The sequence below is a fragment of the Caballeronia sp. ATUFL_F1_KS4A genome, from assembly GCF_023630905.1.
GTDB classification, from domain to species: domain Bacteria; phylum Pseudomonadota; class Gammaproteobacteria; order Burkholderiales; family Burkholderiaceae; genus Caballeronia; species Caballeronia zhejiangensis.
Map to the genome: position 1 here is coordinate 409597 of NZ_JALQEB010000029.1, position 24743 is coordinate 434339.

General features: G+C 64.4%; 20 protein-coding genes. 11 read left to right on the plus strand and 9 right to left on the minus strand.

What is annotated here, in order from left to right:
* The first annotated feature begins 97 nt into the window (after positions 1–97).
* The gene (locus tag NCS03_RS17105) at positions 98–793 is read left to right on the plus strand and encodes a response regulator transcription factor (RefSeq protein ID WP_033536135.1); all 696 of its coding nucleotides are present in this window, start codon (positions 98–100) and stop codon (positions 791–793) included.
* A gap of 145 nt (positions 794–938) precedes the next feature.
* The gene (locus NCS03_RS17110) at positions 939–1454 is read left to right on the plus strand and encodes a hypothetical protein (protein ID WP_250529455.1); all 516 of its coding nucleotides are present in this window, start codon (positions 939–941) and stop codon (positions 1452–1454) included.
* 16 nt (positions 1455–1470) lie between these two features.
* Here the strand turns inward: NCS03_RS17110 and NCS03_RS17115 are convergent, their stop codons facing one another.
* Entirely contained in the window at positions 1471–1827 is a 357-nt protein-coding gene (locus NCS03_RS17115) for a hypothetical protein (RefSeq protein WP_008353413.1), read from the minus strand.
* A 411-nt stretch (positions 1828–2238) separates the two neighbouring features.
* Here NCS03_RS17115 and mprF point away from each other — a divergent pair, with 411 nt between their 5' ends.
* Positions 2239–4833 carry a bifunctional lysylphosphatidylglycerol flippase/synthetase MprF gene (gene mprF / locus NCS03_RS17120; protein ID WP_250435741.1) on the plus strand — a complete coding sequence of 865 codons (2595 nt, stop codon included), beginning with the start codon at positions 2239–2241 and terminating at the stop codon, positions 4831–4833.
* A complete protein-coding gene (locus tag NCS03_RS17125; protein ID WP_250440588.1) occupies positions 4830–6125 on the plus strand; it encodes a virulence factor family protein in 1296 nt (431 codons plus the stop codon). The genes mprF and NCS03_RS17125 overlap by 4 nt, the downstream gene beginning before the upstream one ends.
* A gap of 18 nt (positions 6126–6143) precedes the next feature.
* Here the strand turns inward: NCS03_RS17125 and NCS03_RS17130 are convergent, their stop codons facing one another.
* On the minus strand, positions 6144–6653 hold the full coding sequence (locus NCS03_RS17130; RefSeq protein WP_008353409.1) for a DUF1993 domain-containing protein: 510 nt from the start codon (positions 6651–6653) through the stop codon (positions 6144–6146).
* 92 nt (positions 6654–6745) lie between these two features.
* Positions 6746–6931, minus strand: coding sequence for an oxidoreductase-like domain-containing protein (locus NCS03_RS17135; protein WP_235366212.1), 186 nt, complete (start codon positions 6929–6931; stop codon positions 6746–6748).
* Between the two features lie 142 nt (positions 6932–7073).
* On the opposite strand from NCS03_RS17135, the gene NCS03_RS17140 reads away from it, so the two are divergent.
* From NCS03_RS17140 to NCS03_RS17150, 3 genes are all read left to right on the plus strand, one after another.
* The gene (locus NCS03_RS17140) at positions 7074–9524 is read left to right on the plus strand and encodes a penicillin acylase family protein (RefSeq protein ID WP_250529456.1); all 2451 of its coding nucleotides are present in this window, start codon (positions 7074–7076) and stop codon (positions 9522–9524) included.
* A 98-nt stretch (positions 9525–9622) separates the two neighbouring features.
* Complete coding sequence (locus NCS03_RS17145) at positions 9623–11092, plus strand: M20 family metallopeptidase (RefSeq protein WP_250529457.1); 1470 nt, start codon at positions 9623–9625, stop codon at positions 11090–11092.
* 179 nt (positions 11093–11271) lie between these two features.
* Positions 11272–12381, plus strand: coding sequence for a malate/lactate/ureidoglycolate dehydrogenase (locus NCS03_RS17150; protein WP_008353401.1), 1110 nt, complete (start codon positions 11272–11274; stop codon positions 12379–12381).
* Between the two features lie 58 nt (positions 12382–12439).
* On the opposite strand, the gene NCS03_RS17155 is transcribed toward NCS03_RS17150, so the two are convergent.
* Positions 12440–13336 (minus strand): NAD-dependent epimerase/dehydratase family protein, encoded by an 897-nt coding sequence (locus tag NCS03_RS17155; protein WP_250529458.1) that lies wholly within the window; start codon positions 13334–13336, stop codon positions 12440–12442.
* A gap of 137 nt (positions 13337–13473) precedes the next feature.
* Here NCS03_RS17155 and NCS03_RS17160 point away from each other — a divergent pair, with 137 nt between their 5' ends.
* Positions 13474–13866 carry a RidA family protein gene (locus NCS03_RS17160; RefSeq protein ID WP_008353398.1) on the plus strand — a complete coding sequence of 131 codons (393 nt, stop codon included), beginning with the start codon at positions 13474–13476 and terminating at the stop codon, positions 13864–13866.
* A 3-nt stretch (positions 13867–13869) separates the two neighbouring features.
* Here the strand turns inward: NCS03_RS17160 and NCS03_RS17165 are convergent, their stop codons facing one another.
* From NCS03_RS17165 to NCS03_RS17175, 3 genes are all read right to left on the minus strand, one after another.
* A complete protein-coding gene (locus NCS03_RS17165) occupies positions 13870–15567 on the minus strand; it encodes an acid phosphatase (protein WP_250529459.1) in 1698 nt (565 codons plus the stop codon).
* Between the two features lie 252 nt (positions 15568–15819).
* Entirely contained in the window at positions 15820–16614 is a 795-nt protein-coding gene (locus tag NCS03_RS17170) for a sulfite exporter TauE/SafE family protein (protein ID WP_175979322.1), read from the minus strand.
* Between the two features lie 412 nt (positions 16615–17026).
* Entirely contained in the window at positions 17027–18010 is a 984-nt protein-coding gene (locus NCS03_RS17175) for an acyltransferase family protein (RefSeq protein ID WP_250529460.1), read from the minus strand.
* A gap of 200 nt (positions 18011–18210) precedes the next feature.
* Between NCS03_RS17175 and NCS03_RS17180 the strand changes: the two genes are divergently transcribed.
* Positions 18211–20451, plus strand: coding sequence for an amylo-alpha-1,6-glucosidase (locus NCS03_RS17180; protein WP_250529461.1), 2241 nt, complete (start codon positions 18211–18213; stop codon positions 20449–20451).
* A gap of 48 nt (positions 20452–20499) precedes the next feature.
* Here NCS03_RS17180 and NCS03_RS17185 read toward each other — a convergent pair whose 3' ends face one another.
* Both NCS03_RS17185 and NCS03_RS17190 read right to left on the minus strand, forming a co-directional pair.
* Positions 20500–21681 carry a 4-hydroxybenzoate 3-monooxygenase gene (locus NCS03_RS17185; protein ID WP_175979325.1) on the minus strand — a complete coding sequence of 394 codons (1182 nt, stop codon included), beginning with the start codon at positions 21679–21681 and terminating at the stop codon, positions 20500–20502.
* Between the two features lie 186 nt (positions 21682–21867).
* A complete protein-coding gene (locus NCS03_RS17190; protein ID WP_250521665.1) occupies positions 21868–22920 on the minus strand; it encodes an aldo/keto reductase in 1053 nt (350 codons plus the stop codon).
* 219 nt (positions 22921–23139) lie between these two features.
* Between NCS03_RS17190 and NCS03_RS17195 the strand changes: the two genes are divergently transcribed.
* Together NCS03_RS17195 and NCS03_RS17200 are read left to right on the plus strand one after the other, a co-directional pair.
* Positions 23140–24126, plus strand: a complete 987-nt coding sequence (locus tag NCS03_RS17195; protein WP_008353388.1) for an AraC family transcriptional regulator — start codon at positions 23140–23142, stop codon at positions 24124–24126.
* A gap of 165 nt (positions 24127–24291) precedes the next feature.
* Positions 24292–24672: a COG4315 family predicted lipoprotein gene (locus NCS03_RS17200; RefSeq protein ID WP_033536167.1), complete on the plus strand. Its 381-nt coding sequence runs from the start codon at positions 24292–24294 to the stop codon at positions 24670–24672.
* The last annotated feature ends 71 nt before the right edge of the window (positions 24673–24743 follow it).

Sequence of the window (24743 nt, forward strand, 5' to 3'; positions counted from 1 at the left end):
GGGAGATTTTGGGAGACTGCCGAATGTATCCCTGCGAAAGGAGGGTGGAAGTCGGGCAAGGCGCGCGTAATATCGGAACCGTTCTCGGAGCGTCGCAATGGAAAATGGCTATTTCAAAACTGTGTTGCTAGTAGAGGACGAAGGGCTCACCAGGAGCGCGATGAAAAGCCTGATCCTGGCGAACGAGCCTTTGCTCGAAATCGACGAAGCCGATGGAGTCGAGCAGGCGAAAGCCAAGCTTTCCGCCAATACCTACGATCTGATGTTTCTCGACTACCACTTGCGCGGCCAGGCGACCGGCATGGATCTGCTCAACTGGATCCGCGAAGAAGAACGCGAAGTCCAGACGATCATGCTGTCGGCGCAGGATGACCGCGACACGGTGCTCGAATGCATCAAAAACGGCGCGTGCGGATTCATCTCGAAGGGCAGCGAGCAGGGCGCGGGCGTGTTTCGCGAGGCGCTGAAAACGATCCTGAACGGGCGCGTGTATTTGCCGAATACGGTGCTGGGCAAGGGCGGTCACAGCCCGAAGCCGGTTTCGCCGCACGCGGGCGTGACGATCGAATCGCTCGAACTGCCGCCGCGCCTCACCGAGACGCTGCGCTATCTGCTGCAAGGGCTGTCGAACAAGGCGATCGCGCGAAAGATGAACATCAGCGAAAACACCGCGAAGGAATATTCGAGCGATCTGCTCGCGCGCTTTCACGTCACGCGGCGAACGTTTCTAATCGTCGAAATGGCGCGGCGCGGGATCGAAATGCCGATGAGCAATACGTCGTCGGCGTCCTGAGCCGCCAGTTTCTCTTCCTCGACGCGGGCGCACCGAAAGGGCGTCCGCGTCGTCTTTTTTTCATCGGTCCGATGAATCATCCCGGGGATGGTAAGGTAGAGCCCGGACTAAATTTGAGATGGGGTCAGCGTAGGTGATTCGCAGGATGACGTTCACGAAAATGCAAGGCGCCGGCACGGCATTCACGGTGACAGCGGCGCTGCTTCTTGGCGCATGTGCGCCGCTTCCGCAGCAGAACGACACGGCCGCGGCGGCATCGGCGGCATCGGCCGCGCAAGCGGCTCAGGCGGCGGTCAAGGCGCCCGTCGCGCCGGCCCCGCCGGGGGAAAGGCGCATCATGGTCGGCACCGCGAACGGCTATCACCTGATGCTCAAGACGACGCCGCCATCGCAAGTCTGCGACGACAACGCGTTCGCCGACGGCGTGCGCTACGGCTATGCGCTGACATGGAACCGGCTCGTCAGCGAAGACGTGCGCAACGGCGGCAAGGCGAAGCGCAAGTTCGACGCATCGGCCGTTCATTCCCAGGACGATCAATACAAGATCCAGTGGGAAGGAAAGGAGCGCGTCAACGCGTGCGCGTCGGATGGTTATCTGATCGGGCGTGTCGTCGGGACGCATCTCGCCGGCGTCGACATGCGCAACGGCAAGCCCTCCTGAAGCGCGGAAACCGGGGTTAATCGCAGGTGTGCGTCGCGGTGACGTAGCGGCCGGCCGCCGCGATGTCGCCGTAGATCGTGTAGCCCGTGCCGTTCGCCGACGCCTGCGCGATGACGAGCACCAGCGACTGGCTCGTCAGGCCGCCGCTGGGCACGGAGACGGCCAGCGTGTCGGAGCTCGGCGAGTATTCGCGCACGCGCGGCGCGATCGGCGTCCATTTTTCCTTCACGCAGCGGATGAACTCGTACGGCTTGTACTGCGACGTGCCCGACCCGAACGGGACGGTCTTGAGCAGGGCGTCGTCGGTCGAAACGCAGGCGCTCAGGGCGCACGCGCCGATGGCGGCGAACAAGATCGATGTGGTTTTTCTCATGATTCCGATGCCTTTTTCTGTAGTATCCGCTTAAGCTACCGACCCGCGTCTATTCGATGCCCGACAAGCTTCACGGCCGTCGATCCTAACCGTTTCCCTGACAAACCGTAAAGCATGGGCGACCGCTCGTTCGTGCCGGTCGCGCTGTCCGGAACTCCGCGCCAGATCTGAAAGCCAGCTTTCGATCCGTAGTTTTCCCAATATTGGTCAAGTCGGGTCAACCATGGCCGTTATATAGGCGTTTCACACGTTGAAGCCTTTTGTATGGCGCGAGCGCGGGCGGCGGGAGCCGAAATGGCGCTCTCCGTCCGCGCGAAGTCCCGGCAATGCGTGGACCCCGATAACCTTGACGTACCGTTGCCGTCGTCGATTCGCTGACGAAACGCAGCGTGAGCCAGTTTCATAGAACGCATGTCTCGCACAAAGTTGCTCGCCCGGCTTCGCGCCATTTCCCCGATCGGACGTTTGTCCGGCGGCGTCGATCTTCAGCGGCTCGCCGCGCCCGTGCTCACGGTCGTCATCTGCGTGCTGCTGCTCGTCGTCTTCCAGCATCTTTCGCGCTCGGTCGATTACAAGTCGGTCATGCACTCGCTGCGCATGATGACGGCGCAAGCGTGGTTCGCCGCGCTGTTCGCCACCGCGCTCAGCTTCGCCGCGCTCGTCGGGCGTGACGCCGTGGGGCTGCGTCACATCGGCGTCGCGGTGCCGCGGTCTTTGTTGTGGGTCGGCGCGACGGTCGGTTCGGCGCTCGGCAACGTGACCGGTTTCGGCGCGCTGACGGGCGGCGCCGTGCGTTGCCGCGTGTACGGCGCGGCCGATGTCACGCCCGCGCAAGTCGGCCGTCTGACGATTTTCACGAGCATCACGCTCGCGCTGTCCCTCGCGTTCATGGCCGCCGCCGGCATGGTGTTCGGCGCGGAGACGCTCTCCGGCATGATGCACCTGCCGCCGGCCGCGTTGCGCGCGACCGGCGCGGCGCTGCTCGCCGTTTTCGCCGCGATGGTCATCGTCTGCGGCCGCGAGCCGCGCACTTTGCACTCGCGCTGGAAGTGGCTGTCGTTCACCGTGCCGGCGCGCCGCGATTTCGTCGCGCAGGCCGCGCTCGCCGTCGTCGACGTGTTCGGCGCCGGACTCGCGCTCTGGGCGCTCCTGCCGAATCCCCAGGTCGGCTTCGGCGAATTCATGACGGTCTTCTCGGCGGCGATGCTGCTCGGCATGATCGGCCATACGCCGGGCGGCGTCGGCGTGTTCGAGGCGGCGATGGTCTTCGCGCTCGGCGGCAGCGCACAGACGCCGGACGTCGTCGCCGCGCTGCTCGCGTATCGCGCGATCTACTTCGGCTTGCCGCTGATCCTGTCGGCCGGCGTCATGGCCGCCTTCGAAGGCCGCGCGCTGAAAGGCCGCTTCAATTTTCTGAGCCCGCATCACGTTTCGCAGCTTGCGCCGTTGTTCCTGTCGATCGTCACGTTCGCGGCAGGCTCGATGCTCGTCATCTCGGGCGCGACGCCCGCGTTCAAGATGCGTATCGCGCTGTTGCAGACCATCGTGCCGCTTTGGGTGCTGGAAAGCTCGCAACTGCTCGGCTCGGTGCTCGGCGTGCTGCTGCTGTTCGTCGCGCGCGGTCTCATGCGCCGCCTCGACGCCGCCTGGTGGCTCGCGCTGATTCTCGCGGTGGCCAACCTCGCGCTGTCGCTCGCGAAAGGTCTCGCGTTCGTCGAAGTGGGCGTGCTCGCGTTTCTCGTCGTGCTGCTCGTCCTGACGCGCGAGCGCTTCAATCGCCGTTCATCGCTCTTCGCCGAGCGTTTCACCGCGACGTGGCTCATTTCGATCGGCGTCGTGATGGCGCTCGCCGTGTGGATCATGTTCTTCGCCTTCCGCGACGTGCCTTATAGCCGCGATCTCTGGTGGCAGTTCGCATTCGACGAGCGCGCCCCGCGTGCGCTGCGCGCGACGCTCGCGGCGGCGCTGTTCGCGTCCGCGTTCGCGGTGTGGCAACTGCTGCGCCCGGCGGCGGGCCGCTTCGTGAAGCCCGCGCCGCAGGATCTCGCCGATGCCGCACGCATCCTGCGCGCGCAGGAACGCAGCGACGCCGGCCTCGCGATGATGGGCGACAAGAGCTTCCTCTTCTCCGAGTCGCGCGAAGCCTTTCTGATGTACGCGAAACACGGCCGCACGTGGGCCGCGCTGCACGATCCGGTCGGTCCGCGCCGCGAGTGGGCCGAACTGATCCGCAAGTTCGTCGAGCTCGCGCACGCGCACAACGGCCGCGCGGCGTTCTATCAGGTGCGCGCCGATGCGCTGCCGCTCTATCTCGACGCCGGCCTCACGCTGATGAAGCTCGGCGAGGAAGCGCATGTCGCTCTGTCCGACTTCGATCTGAAGGGCTCGCATCGCTCGCATTTGCGCTATGCGATCAAACGCGGCGAGCGCGACGGTCTGGACACGGAAGTCATCGGACCGGAGCGCATCGGAGCAAGCATGCCGATGTTGCGCGCCATCTCCGACGACTGGCTCGGCAGCCGCTCGGCGCGCGAGAAGAGCTTCTCGGTCGCGGCGTTCAACGAGGAATACCTCGCGGCGCAGTCGGTGCTGCTCGTGCGCCAGCAGGGCGAGCCGGTCGCGTTCGTCACTTTCATGACGACCGACATGAACACCGAAGCGACCGTCGGCGTGATGCGCCATGTTTCGGCCGCGTCGCCCTACGCGATGGAATATCTCTTCACCAAGCTCGCGCTGCATCTGAAGGAAGCGGGTTTCAAGTCGCTGTCGCTCGGCATTGCGCCGCTGTCGGGCATGGAGCCGACGCCGCTCGCATCGCCGTGGCATCGGATGGCCGGACTGGTGTGGCGCTTCGGCGGCCGTTTCTACAACTTCCGCGGTCTGCGCGGATTCAAAAGCAAGTTCCAGCCGCGCTGGGAGCCGCGCTATCTGGCGGCGTCCGGCTCGGTCGGCGTATTTTTCACTTTGGCGGATCTTTCGCTCCTCGCGGGCGGCTGGCGTTCATGAAATTCCTTTGCAAGAAAGCGGCGGCGCTCGTGGTGGCCGCCGTCTGTGGTGTGTCCGTGACGGGTATGGCGCATGCCGCCGAGTCGATCTCCGGCGGACGTTACGGTCAGGTCCAACTCACGAAGCCTGCGGGCGACATGACCGGCTTCGTCGTGCTGTTTTCCGAGAAGAGCGGCTGGACGCCGGCCGATCAGCAGGCCGCCGATGCGCTCGCCGCCAAGGGCGCGATGGTCATCGGCGTCGACACGCCGCGCTATGCCGCGCGCCTCGCCGCCGACAAGACCGAGAAGTCCTGCCACAACCTCGTCGGCGATGCGGAAAACATGAGCCATCAGCTCGAACGCACCGTTCAGTCGAATCGATATTTTTCGCCGATTCTCGTCGGCACCGGGCAGGGCGCGATGGTCGCGGAAAGCGCGCTGAAGCAGGCGCCGGACAACACCGTCGCGGGCGCGGTCTCGCTTGCGGCCGACCCGATGCTCGACCCGCGTTTCAATCCGTGCGCGCCGGATGCGACCATCATCCACGCAAAGGGTTTGCCGGGCTTCTTCGAATACACGGCCGTGCTGGAAGCGAACCGCTCGAAGGCCGACGCGCTCGTCGCGATGACGGCGCCGCGTCTGAAAAAAGCCGGGCGTCCGACCGAGAACGATGTCTCCGATCTCCCGCTGATCGAACTGCGCGCCGCGCAACCGACCGACTTGCTGGCGATCGTGATTTCCGGCGACGGCGGCTGGCGCGATCTCGACAAAACGATGGCGCTGGCGCTGCAACGCGATGGCGTGTCGGTGATCGGCCTCGACTCGCTGCGTTACTTCTGGAGCGAGAAGTCGCCGCAGCAAACCGCCGACGATTTGGCGCGAATCATCCGCACGTACAACGCGCGCTGGCATACGAGCCATGTCGCGCTCGTCGGCTATTCGTTCGGCGCGGACGTGATGCCGTTCGCGTACAACCGTCTGCCGGACGCAGTCCGCGCGCAGGTGTCGTATATCTCGCTGATGGGCTTCGCGCCCGACGCCGACTTCCAGATTCGCGTGACGGGCTGGCTCGGCATGAAGGCGAGCGACAAGGCGCTGAAGGTGCGGCCAGAATTCGACAAACTGCCGCCATCGATGGTGCAGTGCATCTACGGCGCGAACGAAGAAGACACACTGTGTCCCGCGCTGACGAAGACGGGCATCGAAGTGGTGAAGCTGCCGGGCGATCATCACTTCGGCGGCGACTACGATGTGCTGGCGCGGCGGATTCTCGCGGGCTGGCGCAAGCAGATCGCGGCGCGGCAGCAATAACGCAGCGCCGCGACCGGCTTACTTGAGCGGGCCGAGATAATCCCGCTTGCCGATCGGCGCGCCGAGATGGCGCAGGATGTCGTGGGTCGTGACGACGTGGAAATAGAAGTTCGGCAAGCCGAAGCCGAACAGATAATCGTCGCCTGAGAACGAAGGCGAGAAATCCGGGAATTTCAGCGTGACGGTGCGCGTTTCGCAGCCGGCGAGCGAAGCCTTGTCGATGCTCTTCAGGAACGCGATCGTCTTCTCGATGCGCGCCTGCAGCGCCGGAAAGCTGTCCTCGTTGTCCTCGAAGCGCGGCGCCTCGATGCCCGCGAGACGCGCCGCCGAGAGCTTCGCCGTGTCGCTCGCGCGCTGGATCTGCGCGGCGAGCGGCAGCATGTCGGGCGCGAGGCGCGCGTTGATCACATCGGCGTGAGCGAGGCCTTTTTCATCGGCGAAGGCGGCGCCTTTCTTCAGCAGATCCGCGCAGACTTCGAGTCCGCGAATGAAGACCGGAATCGATGCGCGATACATCGTGAGGGACATGGGTTGCGCTCCTTGAGGTTTGGATTCGACAGCGACAGGGGTCACAAGCATAGCGCCGCGCCCGGTTGCCTGCTCGAATCGGCCGGAGTCACTCACGAACGGGAAGCCTGCGCATGCCGCGCTTCCCACGCGCGCACGTCGGCCTCGTAGCGCTCCAGCGCTTCCCTGTACAACTCGAACACGCACTGATTGCAGCCGCTGCGGCAGCAGTCTTCCGGCAGCGGACGCTCGGGCGGCGTCGGGCGAGGATCGTCGGCGGGGTGGGATGGATCGTTCATCGCTTCATTGTGCATCGGCTTCGCTGAGCGGACGCGGGCGGCTAGACTTTGGCTGCGGCGCGCGTCATGCGCAATGCGATACTGCGCGCGGGGCGGCGATTGCGCCCCGTCATCACGTCGATCGGATCGAGGAACTCACGCGATGAATCAGATCGTCAGCCTTGCGATCTCCGCTGCGCTCGCGAGCGCTTTGCTTGGCGGCTGCGCGGCGCCCGGCCAGCAGCCGGAGTCCGGCGCTCAAACAGCCTGGCACGCCGAAATCCGCCGCACGCAGGACGGCATTCCGCATATCCGAGCGGCCGATTGGGGCAGCCTCGGCTTCGGTTTCGGCTACGCGCAGGCGCAGGACAATCTCTGCACGCTCGCCGATGGCTTCGTCACGTATCGCGGCGAGCGCTCGGCGTATTTCGGCGCGGATGCACGCCCGACGTCGGCGGCGACGTTCGGTCAGCCGCGCAACATGGACGCCGATTTCTTCTTTCGTCTGGTCGGCGATCAGGCGGCCGTCGAGCGTTACCGTGCGGCGCAATCGCCCGAATTGCGCGATCTCATCGACGGCTTCGCGAACGGCTACGACCGCTATCTCGACGACCTCAACGCCGGCAACTTTCCCGAGGCACATGCGGCGTGCCGGGGCAAGCCGTGGGTCGACAAGATCAGCGCCGACGATATCTACCTGCGTCTGATCGCGGCGAATCTCGCGGGCGGCTCGGCGCGTTTCGTGACGCCCATCGCGCTGGCGCATCCGCCGAAACCGGGCGCGGCGGCCCCGCGCGGCGACAACGCCGACGCCGACGCCGCGCGGACCGCGCTCGATTCGCTGCGGTTTCCGATCGGCGAAAATCCGGGCATCGGCAGCAATGCGCTCGCGTTCGGCGCGCAGATCACGCGCGACCGGCGCAGCATCCTGTTCGGCAATCCGCACTGGTTCTGGCGCGGCCCGGACCGTTTCTATCAGGCGCAACTGACGATTCCCGGCCAGATGAACGTCGCGGGCGTGTCCTTTCTCGGCGTGCCGCTGATCGTCCTCGGCTTCAACGAAAACATCGCGTGGACGCATACGGTGTCGAGCGCGCGGCGTTTCGGCATCTTTCAGTTGACGCTCGATCCCGCCGATCCGACGCGCTATCTCGTCGATGGCCAGAGCGAAGCGATGACGCCCGTGCCGCTCACTGTGCGCGCGCGCCGCGCCGACGGCACGTATGAGTCCGTGTCGCGCACGCTGTACAAGACGCGCTTCGGGCCGGTCGTCGATCTGTCCGCGATGGCGCAAGGCCTCGGCTGGACCGCGCAAACCGCCTTCGCGATCGCGGACGTGAACGTCGACAACACGCGCGCCTTTCAGAACTTCTTCGCGTGGAATCAGGCGCGCTCGCTCGCCGATTTCATGACGATCCAGAAGCGCTACGCCGGCATGCCGTGGGTCAACACGTTCGCGATCGGTCGCGACGACGTGCGCGTCTGGTTCGCGGACATCGGCCCGATCCCGAATGTGCCTGACGCGCTCGCGCAATCGTGCACGCCGCCCGCCGGACGCGCGTTCGCGGCCCGCGCGCCGGGCGTGCCGTTCCTCGACGGCTCGAAAAGCGCGTGCGCGTGGCGCGTCGATGCGACGAGCGCGCAGCCGGGCGCGTTGCCGCTGGAGCAACTGCCGAGCGCCGTGCGCGGCGACTACGTCGGCAACTTCAACGACAGCTACTGGCTCACCAATGCGAATGCGCCGATGTCTGGCTATCCGCGTATTGCGGGCGCGGCGCGCGTCGAACAATCGCTGCGCACGCGCTACGGCCATCTGCTCGCGGCGCGTCTGCAGCGCGAACGCGGCGGCGTGACGCGCGAGGCGCTCGAATCGGCGGTGCTCGAGACGCACTCGATGTCCGAGCGGCTGTTCCGCAAGTCGCTGCTCGACGCCGTGTGCACGGTGAACGAAGCGGGCGGGCCGCTGCACGAAGCCTGCGAGGTGTTGCGCAAGTGGAACGGCACGGCGGATATCGACGCGCGCGGCGCGAACCTGTGGGACGAGTTCTGGCAGCGCGCGATGCAGATCGCGCCCGAGCGCCTGTACGAATCCGGCTTCGATCCGAACAAGCCGCTCGCGACGCCGGGCGGCTTCAACATCGACAATCCTGCCGTCGTGCAGGACTTGCGTCAGGCGCTGGGCGGCGCGGCGCTCGCGCTGAAGCTGAACGGCTTCGCGCTCGATTCGCGGCGCGGCGACATCCTCTACACGACGCGCAACGGCGCACGCGTGCCGCTTTACGGCGGCTGCGACGAAGCGGGCTATTTCACGATCGTCTGCGCGCGGCGTCCGCTCGATCCCAAGGGCTATCCGATGGACTCAAGCGGCCAGGGCGACAGCTACGTGCAAGTCGTCACCTTCGGCGAAAACGGCGTCGAAGCCGACACGATGCTGTCGCACTCCGAATCGGACGATCCGGCATCGCCCCATTCGGGCGACGCGACGCGCGCGTTCGCGGCGAAACGCTGGGCGCGCTTTCCCTTCACCGAACAGTCGATCGACTCCGATCCGGCGGTGACGCGCGTCGTCGTTTCGGGAACGCGCGACGGAGGGCCGGGCGCGCCGAAACGTTGAAAAAAGTCGCGGAAAACGTGCGCGCGCGGCGCGGTGGCGGTCGAACCGCGGGCAAATCCCGTCTATGATGGAAGTTTGCCTCGAAGGGAAACACGGTCATGACTATCGGCGACAGCACGCATCACGACGAAGCAGTACGGCTCGATTCCGTCGCGCTGCGGGATTTCGTGGATCGCAAATGGAATGACGAAATCGTGCCCGCGCTGACGGACTACATCGCCGTGCCCGCGAAAAGCCCGATGTTCGACAGCGACTGGGCGCGTCACGGCTTCATCGAACGCGTGGTCACGGACGCCGTCGACTGGATCAGAACGCAGCCGGTCAAAGGCCTGAAGGTCGAAATCGTCCGCTTGCCGGAGCGCACGCCGGTCATTTTCTTCGAAGCCCCCGCCACGCGCTCGGGCAGCACCGAAACAGTCGTGCTGTATGGCCATTTGGACAAGCAGCCGGAATTCGAAGGCTGGCGCAGCGATCTCGGTCCGTGGACGCCCAAGCTCGAAGACGACAAACTGTACGGCCGCGGCGGCGCCGACGACGGCTACGCGACCTACGCGAGCATCACCGCGCTGGCGGCGCTGGATGCGCAGGGCGTCGAGCGTCCGCGTTGCGTCGGCATCATCGAGACGTGCGAGGAATCGGGCAGCTACGATCTTTTGCCGTATATCGACGCCTTGCGCGACCGGCTCGGCGATGTCGGCCTCGTGATCTGTCTCGATTCCGGCGCCGGCAATTACGATCAGCTCTGGCTCACGACGTCCCTGCGCGGCCTCGTCGCCGGCGATCTCGAAGTGCAGGTGCTGGACGAGGGCATTCACTCGGGCGGCTATGGCGGCATCGCGCCGTCGGCATTTCGAATCTTGCGGCAACTGTTCGAGCGCCTCGAAGATTCGAGCACCGGCAATCTGCTGCCGGAAAGTTTTCATTGCCCGATTCCGATGCTGCGCCGGCGCGAAGCCGAAATGACCGCGCGCATTCTCGGCGACGATGTCTGGAAGAAGCTGCCGTGGGCGTGCGGCGCCGATGGCGGCAGCGTTCTGCCCACGACGACCGATCCGCGCGAGGCACTGCTCAATTCGACCTGGCGGCCGTCGCTCACGGTGACGGGCGCGTCGGGCCTGCCGCCGCTGGCCGATGCCGGCAACGTACTTGCGCCGCGCACGGCGTTCAAGCTGTCGCTGCGCTTGCCGCCGCTCGTCGACGCTGCCAGTGCGATCGTCCGCCTGCAGCGGCTGCTCGAAATGGATCCGCCGTACAACGCCAGGGTGACGTTCAAGCCCGAAGCGGGCGCGGCGACGGGCTGGAATGCGCCGGATCTCGCGCCGTGGCTGCGCTCGTCGCTGAATGAGGCGTCGAAACGGCACTTCGGCGCGGATGTCGCATACATCGGGCAGGGCGGCACGATTCCGCTGATGAATACGCTCAAGGAAGGCTTCCCGCGCTCGCAATTCATGGTGTGCGGCGTGCTCGGTCCGAAATCGAACGCGCACGGTCCGAACGAATTCCTGCACGTGCCGTACGCGAAGAAGCTGACGGCGTCGGTGGCCGAGGTCATCGCGGCAGCGCCCTGAGGCCGGGCGGCCGAACTTCTGTCTGGAGAAAGCCCGGTTCGTCCGGGCTTTTTTTCGGCCGATTTCAGCGATTTCGTAAAAACAAAGTGGTAAGGCCAGTTGATCGTCTGTAAAGTGATAATCCGCGCGCATCTCGAAAAGCAGAGCGCGAGCCATCAACTATGGAGACGAGTGTCGCAATGAATGCATCCCCCACGTCCACCCCATCCGCCACTGAACGGCGCATCGCCGCCGACACGCTGCACGCGTACGTCCGCGCCATCTGGGAGTCGGCCGGCAGCGCGCCGCGCGAGGCGGAACTGGTCGCGGATCACCTCGTGATGTCGAACCTTTCGGGCCACGATTCCCACGGCGTCGGCATGATCCCGCGCTATGTCGCGTCGCTCTCCGAAGGTCAGTTGCAGCTCAACACGCACGCCGAAATCGTGCGCGATGCGGGCGCGGTGCTGACCGTCGACGGCCGCAAGGGCTTCGGTCAGGTTGTCGCCTACGAGGCGATGGAGCACGGCATCGAGCGCGCGAAGAAGCTCGGCGTATGCGCGGTCGGCTTGCGCAACGCGCACCACATCGGGCGTATCGGCCACTGGGCGGAACAGTGCGCGAAGGCCGGACTCGTATCGTTCCACTTCGTGAACGTGGCGGGCGATCCGCTCGTCGCGCCCTTCGGCGGCATCGACCGGCGCTTCGGCACGAATCCGTTCTGCGCAGCCTATCCGCGCGACGGCAAGAGCCCGCTCGTGCTCGATTTCGCGACGGCGGGCATCGCGTACGGCAAGACGCGCGTCGCCTACAACAAGGGCGTAAAGGTCGCGCCGGGCATGTTGCTCGATCATGAGGGCAAGCCGACGATCGAGCCGAAGGTGATGCACGAGGAGCCGTTCGGCTCGCTCACCGCGTTCGGCCTGCACAAGGGTTCGGGCCTGGCCGCGCTGTGCGAGATCTTCGGCGGCGCGCTCTCGGGCGGCTACACGACGCACGAAGAGACGCTGGAGAAATCGAGTGCGATCATCAACTGCATGACTTCGGTGATCGTCGATCCGAACGCGTTCGATGCGCCCGCCGCGCAAGCAGAGGCCGAAGCGTTCCTCGAATGGATGAAGGCGTCGCCGCGCGCGGAAGGCGTCGATGCGATCTACGCGCCAGGCGAGCCGGAAGAGGCGCGTCGTGCGGACCGCGGCGCGAACGGCATCGCAATCGATCCGACGACGTGGCAGCAAATCCGCGATTCGGCGACGAAATCGGGCATGCCGGAAGCGGAAATCGAAAAGTTCGCGGCGGCGCTGCAGTAATTGCGTGAAGCGGTAGGCGCGGCAAATTGGTCAAGCCAATTTGCCGCGCGAACTTCACTCAAGCAGTCAATCCCGTTTCGATCCATTCGACCACCGACGTGCGCGACGGCTGCCAGCCCAGAATCTCGCGGGTTCGCTTGCTGCGCACGCGGCTGTTCGAGCCGAGGCCGTACGAGGCCATCTCGTAGCCCCATTCCTTGATCGCTTCTTCGAGCGGCCAGTCTTCCGGCCCGCGCAGATCGAGCGCCTTCGCCATCGCGACGGTCATGTCGCGGAATTGCGCCTCGCCGCTTTCGACGAAGTAGAACGTGCCCGCAGGCGACTTTTCGAGCGCGAGCCGATAGATGGTCACGACATCGTCGATATGCACGTTCGACCAGATGTTGAGGCCACGCCCCACATGGCGCACGATGCCGCTCTTGCGCGCCTGTCGTTCCAGACGCGGCAACTGCACGCTCGCGGTATCGCGCACCGCGCCGTGGCCGTAGATCAGCGTGTTGCAGAGCACCGTCGAGCGCACGCCACGCTTGGCGGCGTCGAGCACGAGATTGTCGATCGCTACGCGCGGCGCCTTGTCGGGCGTCGGCTCCGGCAGGTCGTCCTCGGTATAGATCTTCTCCGATGCCTCGCCGCCCGATGCGTCGCCGACGATGCTCGATCCGCTCGTATGCAGGAACGGCTTGTTCGTGCCTTCGAGCGCGCCGATCAGCGTTTCGACCGCGCCGCGATGATCGCTGCTCGCCGCGTTGATGACGGCATCGGCCGCGTGCGCTTCGGCGGCGAGCAAGGCCGCGTCGTCGAGACTGCCGATCACCGGTTCGATGTTCAGGCGTTTCAGTTCGTCGGCCTGTTCCGCGCGACGGATGAGGCCGCGCACGCGATGTCCGTCCCGCGCGAGTCCCGCCGCGATCGAGCCGCCGATGAAACCGCCCGCGCCCGTGATGAAAACGTTCATGTTCTTGCTCCGTTGAATGTTCAAACTGCGATGAACACAGTATGAGCCGCTTCGACTTTCGCAAAAACGGTGATAGTCTCAAATGAAACTTGACTCGGAATCAATAATCCGAGGCCATCCATCCAACGCGACCGACGATGCCACCAATCGAACTCATCAACGCTCCGGGCCTGCCGATTCCCGCCGGACACTACAGCCACGCGACGCGCGCCGGCAATCTCGTCTGCGTTTCGGGTCAATTGCCGATGCGCGCGGACGGCACGCATACCGGCGATCTGCCGTTCGACGAGCAGGCCGAACAGACGCTTTCGAATCTGCGCACCGTGCTCGAAGCCGCGGGTGCGAGCCTCGCGGATTGCATCGAGGTGACGGTGTATCTCGTCGGCGTCGAACACTGGAAAGCGTTCAACGAGATCTACGCGCGTCACTTCGGCGCCTGGAAACCGGCACGCGCCGTCGTGCCGGTCGGCGCGCTGCACTACGGCTATCTGCTGGAAATTTCCGCGCGAGCGTGGGTCGAACGCGTCTAGCCGTTACGCGAGATCGAGCGATTTTGTCAGGTCGCCGAGCGGCGCCTGACCGCTTGCGGCGAACGCGCGATCCCGCGCGGCCACGCCGTCCAGCGGCGCGAGATCGTGCACGCGCGAGATGAAGCGCAGGATCGAGTTCGTGTCATACACGGTGTGATCGACGTAGCCCTTCTTCGCGAACGGCGAAATCACGAGCGCCGGGATGCGCGAACCGGGCCCCCAGCGATCGCCCTTCGGCGGCGAGACGTGGTCCCACCAGCCGCCGTTTTCGTCGACGGTGACGATCACCACGGTGTTCTCCCATTGCGGCCCGCGCCGCAGACGCTCGATCACGTTCGAAATATGCCGATCGCCCGAAGCGACATCCGCATAGCCCGCGTGCATGTTGAGATTGCCCTGGGGCTTGTAGAACGTGACGGCAGGAAGGCGGCCCGCGTCGATGTCCGCGAGTAGCTTGTTCGTCGACGGATCGTCGCCAAGTCCCGCGTCGCGCAAATGCTGCGCCCGTGCGGCCGTGCCCGGCGCAAACTTGGCGAAGTAATTGAACGGTTGATGGTGGTACTGGAAGTCCGGCACCGCGCCGGTGTCCCGATGTTCCAGTGCGTACTGCCACGCGCCGCTGTACCACGCCCAATCGACGTTCTTGTCCGACAGGCGGTCGCCGATCGTCGCGTACGTCTGCGGCGGCAATACCAGCGCGTTCGAGCGGTCCGCATAGCGCGAGTCGCCGCCTTGCGGAGGCGGCACGTTGCTCGGCTGATACGGCGGGAACATGGTGTTGACGGCGTATCCGTCCGCCGTGAGCGCGCCGTCGCGCACGTACTTCGGCGGGCCCTCGAGCGCGGATTTGGGCGAATCCGGGGCGAGCTTCAGGCGCGAACCGGCAGGATCGTCGCCTTCGACGACCGCGAGCAGCTTCGCAGCCGGGCTGCCTTTGACATCGGGATAGAAGGGCGCCTGCGCGGAAATGAGGAAGATGTGGTTCAGCCAGGAGCCGCCGAACGCCGACATGAAGAAGTTGTCGCAGAGCGTGTATTGCTGCGCGAGCCCCCAAAGTTTCAGCGTTTCGGGTGAGTTTTGGTAGTGCCCCATGACGAGGCCGCCCGAATCGCCCCACGCCGCGAACTGGTTGTTGCGCCCTGCGTTGATCTGCATCTGATTCTGATAGAACCGATGCACGAGATCGCGCGTGATGACGGAATTGGGCAGCGGCGCACCGTGCGCGTCTGCGATCTGGAAGGGCGCGTTGCGCAGATCGATGATCTGCTGCTCGGTGATCGCGTAGCGCTTGCCGTCGACTTCCTGCGCCTGCGGCACAAGCCCGCCCCAGATTTTCGGCAGCGTGGGCATGGGCGTGACGCCATCGCGATCGAGTTGCGTGTAGTGCGATGCCGGCACCGCCGACAGCGGATATTGCACGCCCGGATAGTTGCCGTAGAGATTCGTGAAGCTGCGGTTTTCCGCGTAAATCACGACGATGTGCTGCACTTTCGCGGCGAGCGTGCGGTCGAGTGCGATATCGGCGGCAGTTTTCGGGGTGGTCGGCTTGTTTTCGAACAGATTGCACCCGCCGAGCGACAGCCCCGCCAGGCCCACGCCCGCGGCGAGCAGCCGCCGCCGCGCGGGGTCGGCGGGTGCGTCGCCTGGTGGCGTATCGTTGCCGGAAGGAAGCTCGTGCTGCGGATGATCGTTTTCATTCATCGCCTGACTCCTCGTGAATATGCGGCCCACGCCCGTTGACGCACGCTGCATGATCGACGCCGAAAGATGACGCGCCCGTTACCGGCGCCCCGACTTGAACCGCTCTGCGTGCGGCTCAACTGAGTGGGGATGATGCCGCATCGTCCCGCCGCGGGAAACCCGGCCGAACGACATAGGCAAAAAACAGGAATATCGTACGAATCGGCCTATGTCTTTTGGCCGACTGGAAAGCGCGAACGACCGTGACTAACATCAACTGAACACGAGCTTTGCTCCGACGAGAACGAGCGTCGCGGCGAGAACGTGACGGAGTAACGCTTCCGGCGCCTTGGTCGACAGCATGCTGCCAAGGGCGATGCCGGGAATCGAGCCCACGAGGAGCGAGGCGAGCAAGGACCAGTCGACTGAGCCGAGCATCCAATGGCCAGTGCCGGCAATCAGCGTGAGCGGCACCGCGTGAGCCACGTCCGAGCCGACGATGCGCGCCGTCGCTAGACGCGGATACAGCAGCAGAAGTACAGTCACGCCGATTGCGCCTGCGCCCACGGAAGTGATCGAGACCAGCAGGCCGAGAATCGCGCCGGTGAAGACGGTCCACGCGGCGGTACGCGTCGGGTGTTCGGGGCGGCCATGTCCCTTTTTGTAGGCAAGGCGCGCGAGTTGCGGCCGGAAGATCAGCGAAACCGCCGTGATGAGGAGCGCGGTGCCGAGTATCAGTTGGATGAGCCGCGCGGTGCCCGGCGCTGTCAAACCGTGTTCGTGCAGAAAGTAGAGTGTGATGGCCGCAGCGGGCACGCTGCCCGCCGCGAGACGGCCGGTGATGCGCCAGTCGACCGAACCCTTGATGCCGTGCACGAGCGTGCCGGCCGTCTTGGTCGCGGTGGCGTACAGCAGATCGGTGCCGACGGCGGTCGCCGGATGTATGCCGAACAGCAGGACGAGCAGCGGGGTCATCAGGGAGCCGCCGCCGACTCCCGTCAGGCCGACCAGGAAACCCACTGCGAGACCTGAGGCAGAATAAAGTAAGTCGATATGCGGAAATGACATGCCGGACGCCCGCAACCCTTGCTGGGCGGGGCTGTTTAACGTTCATCCAAAATTTGTCCGAATCGCGACTCTTGGCTTCGGACATCCTTGTACGACTCGGTCATCGCGGCCGACCGACGCCCGAAAATTGCCCGGGCAAAATCCTTTCCTTTTTCCTGCAAACGGAGGCGCGCCGAGAGCGGTCGGATTTCGTGAGAACCTTCGGCGTCGCGGCTTAGGGCGTCCCGATTTCGCGCGCGTCCGCGAAGTACTCTTTCAGCGATCGGAGCCCAAACGCTGCGCCGGCCTTCTAATGAAACCGTGCGCCTCCCGGCAGACGCCTTTTAGCGCTGGCCGGACAAAAGGGCTAAGAGCATAGCACTCTTCAGCTATGGCTCGCGGAGCCTATGCCGAACTGACCAGCCTGGCCGGCCTAGACCGCAGTTGGGCTTGCGCGTTGTCCCGATTCGATCGAGAACACGCGCGCGATTGCCGGAATGCGTCGAAGCAGGAAAACGAACCCGACGGCTAACGCCATTTCCGAAGCAGCGAAGACGAACCACGGCGTGGTCGGCGCGAACAGCCACTGAGCAAAAAGATTGAGGGGATAGTTGAACGCGAATATGGGCAGCGTGTTTTTACCGAGAAAACTGAGTGCGCGCGACGTCGCGGTGAGCCGGGCTAACCTGGCCAATGCCCATATCCCACATATTGATGCGAGGAGGAACAGCGCTGGATTACCGATAGTCTCGCCGGCGAGGTTCGCTGCTTTGGGATTCCACAGCGAAGCGATGATCCATCCGAGCGCGCAAAGTGGCAGCGTCCAAGCGGGAAAACGCCTGCCGTCCAGCATTTTGGATTCGGCTGCAACGAAACCCAGGTGGAAATAAAAGAGCGCGACAAAAGCGATCTTGATGTTCCAGGGTGAGAAGCCTTTCACGAAGGCCATTAACGTGCAGCCGACGACCAATGATGCGGCGATCACGACATGCACAACGTGTCGCGCGTACCGGGTCAACGCCGCGTACATGGCTTCGGTGCAGAACAGGCAAGTTAGAAACCAGAGCGGCGTGCAATAGAAAGTAAGATTCGATCGAGGTATGGAATACGCGGTACCTCCGAGTTGCACGAAGAATTGGGAGAGACTGGTTGTATTCCCAAATAGAATCGACGGGAAGATCGCGATTGCGGCGGCGACTGCGTACGGCATCAGAAGGCGTCGGGAATTCCTGCGCATGACCTCTAGCGGACCTCTCGTGCCGTTGAAAAGGTATCCAGACAGGAAAAAGAACAGAGGCATATGACACGAGTAAATGACTCGGAAGAGCCACTCTGGCAAACCAATGGCGTGTCCAAGGACAACAAGAACGATCCCGATCCCTCGGGCTGCGTCGATTGTTCTGTTGCGCAAATCCACCTCTGAGTTCGCTCAAAAAGCGCAATTTTAGCCCAAGCCATTGCCACATAAGGCCGAGAGGCTTATGGTCCGACATATCGAGATGACATTGCGCGCGGAGAACGCGTCAGGCGTGGGCGGGTCGAAAGGCTGTCGATGACAGCGGGTAAGCGCCCCCGAACGCCTCACGAAACCCTTCAGATTACTTTCAGGAAGGTGCAATGAACACACAGGAACAGCAGCAACAACAGCAGATGCGGGTGTCGCAATCGAAGCTGCCGGACGAAGCGTTCATCCCGACGGAGCACCCGAACATACCGAGCGAACGCCAGTTCGTGCTGAAGTCGGGCAACACGTTCGCCGTCTACGATGCGAACGGCGATATCCGCGGCGACGACGACGGCCTCTTCGTCAACGACACGCGCGTGCTGTCGGAGCTCGTGCTGACGTTCGGCGGACGCGCGCCGTCGCTGCTTTCGGGCAGCGTATCGAGCGACAACGCCGTCTTTACCGCGCACCTGACCAACCGCCCGCTGCCGCCCATCGGCGGAGCACGCACGCCGGAAGGCGTAATCCACGTCGAACGCAAGCGCGTGCTGTCGGGGCATGTGCTGCACGAGAGCATCGTGCTGACGAACTACGGCACGGAGCCGTCCACCGTGCCGCTGTCGATCTCCTTCAAGGCCGACTTCCTCGACATGTTCGAGGTTCGCGGCGCGATACGTGGCAAGCGCGGGGCTTTGCGTCCGCCGGTCGTCGAGAACGGCGAGGTCGTGTTGCGCTATGTCGGCCTCGACGAGGTGGAGCGCACGGCGCGCATCCAGTTCACGCCCGCGCCGGACGTGCTTTCGCCCACCCGCGCCGACTACGCGCTGCATATCCAGTCGGAAACGGCCATTTCCGTGTACCTCTCGGTGACGGCCGTGACGCACGCGCTCTCGGACGCCAGCGAGCAAAGCAAGCGCAACGCCGCGGAAGCGGCCGAATGCGCGCCCGAATCGGGCCGTCCCGCGATCCGCGACGCGCTCGTGGAGGCGCATCGCCGCATGCGCGACCGGCGCCGCGCGAGCGCGCGCGTGCGTTCGAGCAATCCGCTCTTCAGCGAATGGATCGACCGTTCGCTCGCCGATCTCGGGCTGCTCACCACCGATCTCGAAACCGGCCCTTATCCGTACGCTGGCATTCCGTGGTTCTCGACGGCGTTCGGCCGCGACGCGATCATCACGTCGCTGCAAATGCTCTGGCTGCATCCGACGCTCGCGCGCGGCGTGCTGCGCTTCCTCGCCGCGAATCAGGCGCGTGAAGACTCCGCTTTCCGCGATGCCGAAATCGGCAAGATCATGCACGAGACGCGCAAGAGCGAGATGGCGGCAACCGGCGAAGTGCCGTTCGCGCTCTATTACGGCGGCGTCGACAGCACGCCGCTCTTCATCGTGCTGGCGGGCGCATACGCGGAACGCACCGGTGACACCGCCCTGATCGATGAAATCTGGCCGGCGCTGCAGCTCGCGGCGCAATGGGTCGCGCGCCATTGCGACAAGAATCCGCACGGTCTGCTCGACTACCAGCGCGCATCCGAGCACGGTCTGGCGAATCAGGGGTGGAAGGACAGCCAGGATTCGGTCTTCCACGCGGACGGCAAGTTTCCGATCGGCCCGATCTCGCTCGTCGAAGTCCAGGGTTACGCATCGACCGCGTTTTCCACGATGGCGCGTCTCGCCCGCGAGCGTGGACAAGGCGAGAACGCAAGCGAGTTCGAGCGGCGTGCGCGTCACATTCGCGAGCGTGTCGAAGAGATGTACTGGATGCCGGAGATGGATTTTTACGGCATTGCGCTCGATGGCAAGGGCGAGCTATGCCGCGTGCTGTCGTCGAATGCGGGGCATCTGCTCGCGTTCGATCTCGTCGAACGCGAACGCGGCGAGGCTGTCGCCAAGCAACTCGAATCGGCGCTCTTTCACACGGGCTGGGGCGTGCGGACGCTTGCGGCGGGGCAGCCGCGCTTCAATCCGATGTCGTATCACAACGGCTCGGTATGGCCGCACGACACCGCGCTCTGCGCACGCGGCCTCGCGCGCTACGGCGATCGCGGCGCGGCCGTGGGACTGCTGCAGTCGCTGTTCGAAGCCGCCGTCACGTTCGACATGCGTCTGCCGGAGCTTTTCTGCGGATTCACGCGCCAACGCGGCGAACGGCCGATCGCCTATCCGGTCGCGTGTCTGCCGCAGGCGTGGGCGGCGGGCGCGCCTTTCATGATTCTGGAAGCGTGTCTCGGCGTGACCGTCGACGCCGTCAAGGAAGAAGTGCGTATCGACCGGCCGGAGTTGCCCGAAGGCATCGACTGGCTCGAAATCGGCGATCTGCGGCTCGGCGACAAGACCGCGACGATCACGTTCCGGCGCGTCGGCGGGCAGGTCATTCCGTCCGTCGAAGGCGACGTCAGGGTCGTGGCCGTTCTGTAACGTCGACGACGCACGGCGCCGACCAAGCGCCGTGCGACCGGTCCGCGCTTATACCGCGACGCTGCCCACGTAATTTTCGGCGAGGGCAGTGGCGGCCGCGCGCGATGTCGTCACATGTTCGAGTTCGGCCACCTGCAGGCGCTGCTCGAACGGCGACGTATCGTCCAGCTTGTGCAGCATGCGCGTCATCCACCACGAGAAATGCTCGGCGCGCCAGACGCGCTTCAATGCCGTTTCCGTATAGTGGCTGAGCTTCTCGCCGTTGCCTTCCTGATAGAAATCGAGAAGCGCGGCGTTCAGTACGCGCACGTCCGACACGGCGAGGTTCAGGCCCTTCGCGCCGGTCGGCGGCACGATATGCGCTGCGTCGCCCGCGAGGAACAGCTTGCCCGACTGCATCGGCGTGGACACGAAGCTGCGCATCCCGACGATGTTCTTCTGGAAGATCTTGCCTTCGGTGATCTGCCAGCCATCGGCGGTATCGACGCGTGCGTGCAGTTCGGCCCAGATGCGGTCGTCGGACCAGGCATCGACCGTATCTTTCGGATCGCACTGGAAGTACATGCGCTGCACGCCCGGCGAGCGCGTGCTGATGAGCGCGAATCCGCGATCGTGCCGCGCGTAGATGAGTTCATCGGAGGAGGGCGGCGCTTCGACCAAAATGCCGAACCAGCCAAACGGATAGATGCGCTGATAATCCTGCCGCACCGCTTCGGGAATCGACTGTCGCGAAACGCCCTGCGAACCGTCGCAGCCGATGATGAAGTCGCATTCGAGTTCTTCGTCGCGGCCTTCGTGCTGATACTTGATGCGCGGCTTGCGATCGCTGCCATCCTGAAAGTCGTGCAGCGACACATTCGACACGTTGAACTTCAGCTCGCCGTTCGCCGCGAGCCGCGCCGCGACCAGATCCTTGATGACTTCGTGCTGCGCGTAGACCGTGATCGAGTGACCTGTGAGCTCGGTCAGCGCGATACGGCGGCGCTGGCCTTCGAACGCGAGCTCGAAACCGTGGTGCAGCGCGCCTTCGGCCTGCATGCGCGCGCCGAGACCGGCCTGAGTGAGCGTGTCCATCGTGCCTTGTTCGAGCACGCCGGCGCGAATCGTCGATTCGATGTCGTTCTGGCTGCGCGCTTCGAGCACGACCGATTCGATGCCGCGCAAATGAAGCAGGTGCGAGAGAAGAAGCCCGGCCGGGCCGGCGCCGACGATGCCGACTTGAGTACGCATGATTGTCTCCGTGAGGCAGTGGTGATGTTGTGCGTACAGTGTCGGTAGAGCGGCCTTATGCCGCAACGCGATAGGGAGGATAAGAACTATCTGATTCGGAGATAAAGCCCCTAAAACGCGGCAAAATGGCCTGAAGTACGGGTAAATCCCTAGCCGGCGCGGGCCGGTCGCCCGCGCCGGACGGCCTTACTCCGCCGCTTCCTCCTTCAACTGATTACGTCGATATTCGCCCTGGCGCGTGAGCATCCAGCCGGGATATTCCGACGGCAACTGGCTCACCTCATCGAGCGCGGCGAGTTCGTCTTCGTTGAGACGCACGTTGGTCGCCGCGATGTTGTCGTCGAGCTGCTCGATCCGTTTCGCGCCGATGATCACGCTCGACACGACCTTCTGATGCAGCAGCCAGGCAAGGGCGATCTGCGCGACCGATACACCCTTGGATTCCGCGATGCGGCGCATCACGTCGACGCAGTCGTACGCGCGTTCGACATTGACCGGCGGGAAGTCGAACTTGGTGCGCCGGCTGCCTTCTTCCTTGCCGCCTTCGCGCGTGAACTTGCCCGAAAGCAGGCCGCCCGCGAGCGGACTCCAGACCATCAGCCCGACGTTCTCGCTTTGCAGCAGCGGCACGATTTCGCGTTCCAGATCGCGGCCAGCGACCGTGTAATACGCCTGAAGCGACTCGAAACGCGCAAGACCGAGACGCTCGGAAATACCGAGCGCCTTCATGATCTGCCACGCCGCCCAGTTCGAAACGCCGATGTAACGCACGTGTCCATGCTGCACGAGATTATCGAGCGCGCGCAGCGTTTCTTCGATCGGCGTCGCCGGATCGAAACCGTGAATCTGGTACAGATCGACGTGATCGAGCTGCAGCCGCTTCAGGCTCGCCTTCACGCCATCGATGATGTGATAGCGCGACGCGCCGCGCGAATTCACGCCCTTGGTGCCGGTCTCGCCAAGGATTTTCGTCGCGACGACCACGTTTTCGCGCGGCACGTTGAGGTTCTTCAGCGCCTGGCCGGTGATGATTTCGGATCGGCCGTCGGCGTAGACGTCGGCGGTGTCGATGAAATTGATGCCCGCATCGAGCGAACGGCCGATCAGCTTGTCGGCTTCCGCCTGCTGCAACTGACCGATGTTGTCCCAGATTCCGCCCGTTCCGCCGCCGAAGGTCATCGTGCCCAAGCACAGCTCCGAGACGAAAAGACCGGTGTTGCCGAATTTCCTGTAACGCATGGTTGCTCCCGAGTGACTGGAATGGCGCGGCATCGCACGACCTTCACGACAGGGTCCGCGCCGGCAATGCAGTATCGTCCCGGCGCGCGGCGGGTTCATAGCCTGATCCTGTTCAATCCTTGCCTGTTCCTGCAAACGCTGGGGGCGCGCGCGAGCAATCACGCGCTCGCGCGAGTAAGCTAACCAGACTTCTCCCATCTTGAAAATGGTCCGCAAACCATGGCTCTGAACGACACGCCCGGCTTCGCCGGAAAAGAAAGTCATGACCAGCCGAAAGAAACGCGTCATGACGCCGCGCTGGATCAGGCGCGCCTCGATCTCGTCGCGCTGCTCGACCGTTTCACCATCGGTTGCGAAGGCTCGGTCGAGACGCCGGTGCCGGGGCTGTTCCTGCATCGGATCATGAATCCGGGCGGGCCGAAGCACGGCATCCAGACGCCCGCGCTCGCGCTCATCGCGCAGGGCAGCAAGCGCCTCATGGTCGGCGACGAGGTCTATATCTACGATCCGATGCACTATCTGGTGTCGTCGGTGGATCTGCCGGTGTGCGGGCAGGTGTCGGTGGCGAGCGAGTCCGAGCCGTATCTCGGCATGCGGCTCGATCTCGATGTCGACGAAATCACGTCGCTGATCCAGGACGAAAGCCTGCCGCCCGCGACGCAGACCGACGCCTCGCGCGGTCTCTACGTGAACCGCCTCGGCAACTCGATGCTCGATGCCGTGTTGCGCCTTTTGCGGCTCGTCGACACGCCCGAGGACGTGCCGATCCTCGCGCCGCTCGTCAAGCGCGAAATCCTGTATCGCCTGCTGATGAACGGCTCCGGCGCGCGTCTGCGGCAGATCGCGCTGCAGGACAGCCAGACGCAGCGCATCGCGAAGGCGATCCAGTTGCTGCGCCAGCATTTCGACCAGCCGCTACGCGTGGAGGACATCGCGCGGGACGTGCACATGAGCGTGTCGTCGCTGCATCATCATTTCAAGGCGGTGACGGCGATGAGCCCGCTGCAATACCAGAAGCAGCTGCGGCTTCAGGAGGCGCGCCGCCTGATGATGCTCGATATCGTCGATGCCGCCACCGCCGCGCATCGCGTGGGCTATGAAAGCGCATCGCAGTTCAGCCGCGAGTACAGCCGGCTTTTCGGTGCGCCGCCGTTGCGCGACACCCGCCGCTGGCGCGACGCGACGGCCGCCGCCGCGGGGGCCTGAGCACCGAAATTTCAACGAAGCACTGGCCGAGCGCGCGCGAATGGTCTTGAATGGATTGCCGACAGGCGATGCGACGGCGCTGCCGCATCGATTTATTTCATCGTCCGCGGAATAGTGCAGCGCTTCCGAACGTTCTACGGATACTTCTACAACAAGGAAGATGAAATGAAGAAGCGTATCCAGATGTTCGTCGCTGCCGCAACCGTCGCTACCGCTTTTGCTTCGCTCGCGTCATCCGCGCATGCTGCGGCGCCGAAAGAATCGAACGGCATGTTCGTCGATGAAAACGGCATGACGCTCTACACCTTCGACAAGGACACGAAAGGCGGCCCGAGCGCGTGCAGCGGCGGCTGTGCGCAGGCCTGGCCCGCCGCGATGGCGAGCGACTCCGACAAGCCGAGCGGGAAATGGACCATGGAATCCGCCGACGGCGGCAAACAGTGGGCCTATGACGGCAAGCGCGTCTATCGCTTCGCGAAGGACACGAAGCCCGGCGACAAGAACGGGGACAATTTCCGCGATGTCTGGCACGTCGTGAAGCCCTGAGCGCCTTCGCATCGATGCCGGCTCGCGGAATAAATCGGCGAGTCCGCCAGTCTTTCAATCAACAGGTAACG